Here is a 6,541-nt window from a genome sequence, read left to right as displayed (position 1 = left end):
CCTCAAGGCCTTGAAGACGCAGCCCCCAGCCGCTGCGACACTTGGTCCGCGCACGCCTTGAGCGCGAGGGCCACCTCGCCGTCCCATTGGGTGTCGAAGGTCGCGGCCGGACCGATCGCCGTGACGGCCAGCACGATCGCCCCGGTGTGGTCGAAGGCCGGCGCCGACATCGCGTTGATGYCGGGCAGGATCTCGCCCTCGGAGCGGCTCAGGCCGTGGGCCCGCACCTCGTGCAACTGCGCCTCGAAGGCCTTCCAGCTCGGCAGCGGCTGCACCGGCGGCATGCCGCGCCGCAGCGGTGCGGTGGCAACGGCGCCTTTCTGCTCGCGCTGGCGCTCCTGTTCGAGCAGCTCCCGGACCACCGCAGGGTCGAGGTAGGCACCGAACAGCCGGCCCGAGGCCGTGTCGGTCAGCGAGAACACGGTGCCGTGCCGCATGTTCACGTGCAGCGGCGCCGGCGATTCGGCGATGCGCACGATGGTCGCGCCGCGGTCGCCCCAGACCGCGATCGCCACCGTCTGGCCGATCTGCTGCGCCAGCTCGGCGATCAGCGGCGTCGCGATGTGCACCGGATTGGCCTGCTGCAGGCTGATCAATCCCAGTTGCAAGGCGAGCGGTCCGAGCAGATAGTGGCCGGTGGTGCGGTCCTGCTCGATCAGCCCGAGGCGGCCGAAGCTGACCATGTAGGGGTGCGCCTTGGCGGCGGACATCTCGGCCTCGCGCGCCAGGTCCTTGAGCGCCATCGGCCGGCCGTGGTGCACCAGGGCGCGCAGCAGCTGGCCGCCCACCTCGATGCTCTGGATGCCGCGCTGTGCGCGATCGGAGTCAGCCGCCATCAGGTTCCGTCATTCGTTGATACAGAAGGCATTAGACATTAACTGATCCTCGAATTACACTCCGCGCATTCGTTCCATGCGAATTCGTTCACTTTAGACAAATTTCAGGAGACCCACGATGACCGAGACCAAGAAGTTCGCCAGCCAGGCCGATCTCGAAGAGAAACAGATCACCTTCAGCCAGATTTCGGAGCATGCCTGGGCCTACACGGCCGAGGGCGACCCCAACACCGGCATCATCATCGGCGACGACTGCGTGCTGGTGGCCGACACCCAGGCCACGCCGGCGATGGCCGCCGACGTGGTGCGCCGCATCCGCGAAGTCACGGACAAGCCCATCAAGTACGTGGTGCTCACGCACTACCATGCGGTGCGCGTGCTGGGCGCCGCGGGCTACAAGCCCGAGCACATCATCGCCAGCCAGGACACGCGCGACCTGATCGTCGAGCGCGGCGAGCAGGACAAGGCGAGCGAGATCGGCCGCTTCCCGCGCCTGTTCCAGAACGTCGAGACCGTGCCCCCAGGCATGACCTGGCCGACCATGACCTTCACCGGCAAGATGACGCTGTGGCTGGGCAAGCTCGAAGTGCAGCTGATCCAGCTCGGCCGCGGCCACACCAAGGGCGACACCGTGGTCTGGCTGCCGCAGGAGCGCACCTTGCTGAGCGGCGACCTGGTCGAGTTCGATGCCACCCCCTATGCCGGCGACGCCTACTTCCAGGACTGGCCGAAGACGCTCGACAACATCGCCGCGCTCAAGCCTGCCGCGCTGGTACCCGGCCGCGGCGCCGCGCTGACCACGCCCGACGAAGTGGCCAAGGGCCTGGCCGGCACGCGCAACTTCATCGCCGACGTCTACGCGAGCGTGCAGGAAGGCGTGAAGGCCGGGCGCGACCTCAACGCGGTCTACCAGGAGACCTACGCCAAGCTCAAGCCCAAGTACGGCCACTGGGTGATCTTCGACCACTGCATGCCCTTCGACGTCAGCCGCGCCTACGACGAGGCCTCGGGCCATGCCGACCCGCGCATCTGGACCGCCGAGCGCGACGTCGACATGTGGAAAGCACTCGAAGGCTKAAGCCATGGCAAGCCTCGCATCGACGGCCGGGGCGCCGGTCGACTACCAGTCCCTGCGCTTCGACTACAAGCGGCACGCCGACCAGGACGCGGCCACGCCGGCGCGCCATCCGGTCGTGGTGGTCGGCGCCGGCCCGGTGGGCCTGGCGCTGGCGATCGACCTGGCCCAGCAGCAGGTGCCCGTGGTGCTGCTGGACAACGACTGCACGCTGTCGACCGGCTCGCGCGCGATCTGCTTCGCCAAGCGCACGCTGGAGGTCTTCGACCGGCTGGGCTGYGCCGAGCCCATGGTGGCCAAGGGCGTCTCGTGGAATGTCGGCCGGGTGTTCTTCGGCGACGAGCAGGTCTACCGCTTYGACCTGCTGCCCGAGGCCGGTCACGAGCGCCCGGCCTTCATCAATCTGCAGCAGTACTACGTCGAAGGCTTCCTCGCGGAGCGCGTCGCCGAGCTGCCGCTGATCGACCTGCGCTGGAATAACAAGGTGGTGGGCATCGAGCAGGACGCCGACCAGGCGCTGCTGACCATCGAGACGCCCGAAGGCAACTACCGCCTGGCGGCCGGCTACGTGGCGGCCTGCGACGGCTCGCGCTCCAACCTGCGGCAACTGCTGGGCCAGGAGGCCAAGGGCCGCGTGTTCCGCGACCGCTTCCTGATCGCCGACGTGAACATGGACGCCGACCTGCCGACCGAGCGCCGCTTCTGGTTCGACCCGCCGTTCCATCCGGGCCAGAGCGTGCTGCTGCACAAGCAGGCCGACGGCATGTGGCGCATCGACTTCCAGCTCGGCTGGGACGCCGACCCGGTGGAGGAACGCAAGCCCGAGAACATCATCCCGCGGGTGCGCGCGCTGCTCGACAGCATCGGCCACGAACGGGTGCAGTTCGACATCGGCTGGGCCAGCGTCTACACCTTCGCCTGCCAGCGCATGGAGAACTTTCGCCACGGCCGCGTGCTGTTCGCCGGCGATTCGGCGCACGGCGTGTCTCCCTTCGGCGCCCGCGGCGCGAACTCCGGCGTGCAGGATGCCGACAACCTGGCCTGGAAGCTGGCCGCGGTGCTGCGCGGCGAAGCGCCCGATGCGCTCCTCGACAGCTACGCGAGCGAGCGCGAGTACGCGGCCGACGAGAACATCCGCAACTCGACCCGCGCGACCGACTTCATCACGCCCAAGAGCGAGGTCAGCCGGCTGTTCCGCGACGCGGTGCTGGAGCTTTCCAAGCGCCATGCCTTCGCGCGGGCGCTGGTCAACAGCGGGCGGCTGTCGGTGCCGAGCACCTTGCGCGACTCGGCGCTGAACACGCCGGACGTCGATGCGTTCGAAGGGCTGATGGTGCCCGGCGCGGCGGCGGCCGATGCGCCGATCGTCCGCGCCGGCGGCGCCAGCGGCTGGCTGCTGCGCGAACTCAGCCCGGCGGGTGCCGCAGCCACCCGCTTCACGGCCCTGGTCTTCGGCGAGGGCGCCGCCGCCGAGCGCAGCCTCGCGGTGCTGGCGCGCGTCGACGTGCCGCTGCACATCGTGCGCGTCGCAGGCAGCGGCGCCGGCGAACTCGCCGCCCAGCGTTACGACGCCCGGCCCGGCACCGTCTACCTGCTGCGCCCCGACCAGCATGTCTGCGCGCGCTGGCGCGAACCCACTTCCGAGGCCGTGCGCGCCGCGCGCGACCGCGCATTGGCGAAAAAGGCTAGAACGCCATGGACCTGATCACCACCCCGAACCTCGACGCGCCCGACGACTTCTACGAAGCGCTGATCGAAGCCCACCAGGGCCTGTCGAGCGACGAGAGCCATGCCTTCAACGCCCGCCTCGTGCTGGTGCTGGCCAACCACATCGGCTCGACCGACGTGCTGCGCCAGGCCTTCGAGGCGGCCGCGCCATCCCGTTGAGACTTCAAGAGAGCACACCATGACGAACGCATCCGCGGCCGAGCGCCGCTACCAGGGCGGCTTCGGCAACGAATACGCCACCGAGGCCGTCGCCGGCGCCTTGCCGCAGGGCCGCAACAGCCCGCAGCGCGCGCCCTTCGACCTCTATCCCGAACTGATCTCGGGCACCGCCTTCACCGTGCCGCGGCACCAGAACCGGCGTACCTGGCTGTACCGGCGCCAGCCCTCGGTGGTGGCCGGCCGCTACCAGGCCTATGCGCAGGCGCACTGGACCACCGGCGCCGATCGCGAGATCGCGCTGCCGCCCGAGCCGCTGCGCTGGGCGCCGATTCCGCTGGCCGATGGCGGCGTCGATTTCGTCGACGGCATGCACACGCTGGCCGCCAACGGCGACGCCGAGGCGCAGTCCGGCATCGGCGCCCTGGTCTACCTCGCGAGCCGCTCGATGGAACGCCGCGCCTTCGTCAACGCCGACGGCGAGATGCTGGTGGTGCCGCAGCAGGGCCGTCTCGTGATCACCACCGAGATGGGCGTGCTCGACGTCAAGCCCGGCGAGATCGCGCTGCTGCCGCGCGGGGTCGTGTTCAAGGTCGAGTTGCCGGACGGGCCTTCGCGCGGCTATGTCTGCGAGAACTACGGCGCCCAGTTCCGCCTGCCCGAGCTGGGGCCCATCGGCTCCAACGGCCTGGCCAACGCGCGCGACTTCCAGGCCCCGGTGGCGGCCTTCGAGGATGCCAGCGTGGCCTACGAGCTGGTCAAGAAGTCGGGCGGCCGCTTCTGGTCGGCGCCGACCAGGCACTCGCCCTTCAACGTGGTCGCCTGGCACGGCAACCTGGCGCCGGTGAAGTACGACACGGCCAACTTCATGACCATCGGATCGATCAGCTTCGACCATCCGGACCCGTCGATCTTCACGGTGCTGACCTCGCCCTCGGACACCCCCGGCACCGCCAACTGCGACTTCGCGATCTTCCCGCCGCGCTGGCTGGTGATGGAAGACACCTTCAGGCCGCCGTGGTACCACCGCAACCTGATGAGCGAATTCATGGGCCTGGTCTACGGCGAGTACGACGCCAAGCCCGGCGGCTTCAAGCCGGGCGGCGCCAGCCTGCACAACTGCATGGTGCCGCACGGCCCCGACGAAGAGGCCTTCGACAAGGCCAGCCAGGCCAACCTGGCGCCCCAGAAGCTGGACCACACGCTGGCCTTCATGTTCGAGAGCCGCTGGCGCTTCATCCCCACCGCGTTCGCGCTGCAAAGCCCGGCGCTCGACAATGACTACGCCGACTGCTGGGCCGGCCTCAAAGACCAATTCAAGCCATGACCATGCTGAACGCCACCCACGACCCGAAGCTGCGCAGCTGGGTCGCCTCGGCCAATGAGGCCGGCTGCGACTTCCCGATCCAGAACCTGCCGTTCGGCCGCTTCCGCGCCGCCGGCAGCAGCGAGGCATTCCGCATCGGCATCGCCATCGGCGACCAGGTGCTGGACCTGAAGGCGACCGGGCTGATCGACACCGACGACATGAACGTCCTGCTGGCCCAGGGTGTGACCGAGCGGCAGGCGCTGCGCGCCGCGCTCTCCGAAGGGCTGCGCGAAGGCAGCGCCAGGCAGGCCGAATGGGCCAAGGCCCTGAGTGCGCAGTCGGCGGTCGAGTTGACCGTGCCTTGCCGCATCGGCGACTACACCGACTTCTACACCGGCATCCACCATGCGACCACGGTCGGCAAGCTGTTCCGTCCCGATCAGCCGCTGATGCCCAACTACAAGTGGGTGCCGATCGGCTACCACGGCCGGGCGTCCTCGATCGCGGTCAGCGGCCAGTGCTTCAAGCGGCCGCAGGGCCAGACCAAGGCGCCCGATGCGCAAGCGCCCAGCTTCGGCCCCTCGAAGCGGCTGGACTACGAACTGGAACTGGGCTTCGTCGTCGGCCAGGGCAACGCGCTCGGCGAGCCGGTCGCGATGGCCGATGCCGAGTCGCACCTGTTCGGCGTCACCTTGCTCAACGACTGGTCGGCGCGCGACCTGCAGGCCTGGGAATACCAGCCCCTGGGTCCGTTCCTCTCGAAGAACTTCGCCTCCACGCTGTCGCCCTGGATCGTCACCATGGAGGCGCTGGCGCCCTTCCGCGCGAAGTTCGAGCGCCCCGCCGGCGATCCGCAGCCGCTGCCCTACCTGGACTCGCCGGCCAACCGCGAGCGCGGCGCGCTCGACATCACGCTCGAGGTCTGGCTCCGGACCGCGAAGATGCGCGAGGCCGGCGAGCCCGCGGTGCGGCTCACGCGCGGCAACACCGCCGAGGCCGCGTACTGGACCGCGGYGCAGCTGCTGACCCACCACACGGTCAACGGCTGCAACCTGCAGCCGGGCGACCTGCTCGGCTCGGGCACGCTGTCGGGCCCTAAGCCCGACGAGGCCGGTTCGCTGCTCGAACTCACGCTGGGCGGCAAGAATCCGATCACGCTGCCGAACGGCGAGCGCCGCACCTTCCTCGAGGACGGCGACACGCTGAGCCTGCGCGGCTACTGCGAGCGCGCGGGCGCGGCGCGGATCGGCCTGGGCGAGGTCAGCGGGACGGTGCTGGCGGCGGCCTGAGCGGCGCCCCGGCCCCTCACCAAAGGGCAATTTGCGAAATGGCGTCCAGCGGGCACTATCGGGCGATCCCCCGAAGGTGTCCCCATGGAACAAGCGCTGCACCTCCTCGCCGAACGTCTGTCGCAGACGCTCCAGTTCATCACCATGC

Annotated in this window: 5 protein-coding genes and 1 pseudogene; 5 read left to right on the top strand and 1 reads right to left on the bottom strand. The window is 69.4% G+C overall.

Annotated elements, in window-relative coordinates:
• Positions 1-2: 2 nt before the first annotated feature.
• Entirely contained in the window at positions 3-839 is an 837-nt protein-coding gene (locus AC1D2K_RS27205) for an IclR family transcriptional regulator (RefSeq protein ID WP_478092536.1), read from the bottom strand.
• A gap of 115 nt (positions 840-954) precedes the next feature.
• Here AC1D2K_RS27205 and AC1D2K_RS27200 point away from each other — a divergent pair.
• The 5 genes and pseudogenes from AC1D2K_RS27200 to fahA form a co-directional block, all read left to right on the top strand.
• Positions 955-1,911 (top strand): annotated as a pseudogene (locus tag AC1D2K_RS27200) (MBL fold metallo-hydrolase); the annotation flags it as partial.
• A 7-nt stretch (positions 1,912-1,918) separates the two neighbouring features.
• A complete protein-coding gene (locus AC1D2K_RS27195) occupies positions 1,919-3,616 on the top strand; it encodes an FAD-dependent oxidoreductase (RefSeq protein WP_478092534.1) in 1,698 nt (565 codons plus the stop codon).
• Positions 3,607-3,798 carry a DUF2783 domain-containing protein gene (locus tag AC1D2K_RS27190; RefSeq protein ID WP_478092532.1) on the top strand — a complete coding sequence of 64 codons (192 nt, stop codon included), beginning with the start codon at positions 3,607-3,609 and terminating at the stop codon, positions 3,796-3,798. Before AC1D2K_RS27195 ends, AC1D2K_RS27190 begins: the two co-directional genes overlap by 10 nt.
• Positions 3,799-3,817: 19 nt before the next feature.
• Entirely contained in the window at positions 3,818-5,122 is a 1,305-nt protein-coding gene (gene hmgA / locus AC1D2K_RS27185) for a homogentisate 1,2-dioxygenase (RefSeq protein ID WP_478092530.1), read from the top strand.
• The gene (gene fahA, locus AC1D2K_RS27180) at positions 5,119-6,393 is read left to right on the top strand and encodes a fumarylacetoacetase (RefSeq protein WP_478092527.1); all 1,275 of its coding nucleotides are present in this window, start codon (positions 5,119-5,121) and stop codon (positions 6,391-6,393) included. Before hmgA ends, fahA begins: the two co-directional genes overlap by 4 nt.
• Positions 6,394-6,541: the final 148 nt, after the last annotated feature.

The sequence above is a fragment of the Variovorax sp. P1_H12_2 genome (assembly GCF_056405335.1).
The sequence above is the reverse complement of the archived record's forward strand: the minus strand, read 5'-3'. Positions and strand labels throughout refer to the sequence as shown.

Bases quoted from the DNA above. Each gene is read 5' to 3' on its own strand.
- AC1D2K_RS27190 (WP_478092532.1), top strand. From the start codon at position 3,607: ATGGACCTGATCACCACCCCGAACCTCGACGCGCCCGACGACTTCTAC.
- hmgA (WP_478092530.1), top strand. From the start codon at position 3,818: ATGACGAACGCATCCGCGGCCGAGCGCCGCTACCAGGGCGGCTTCGGC.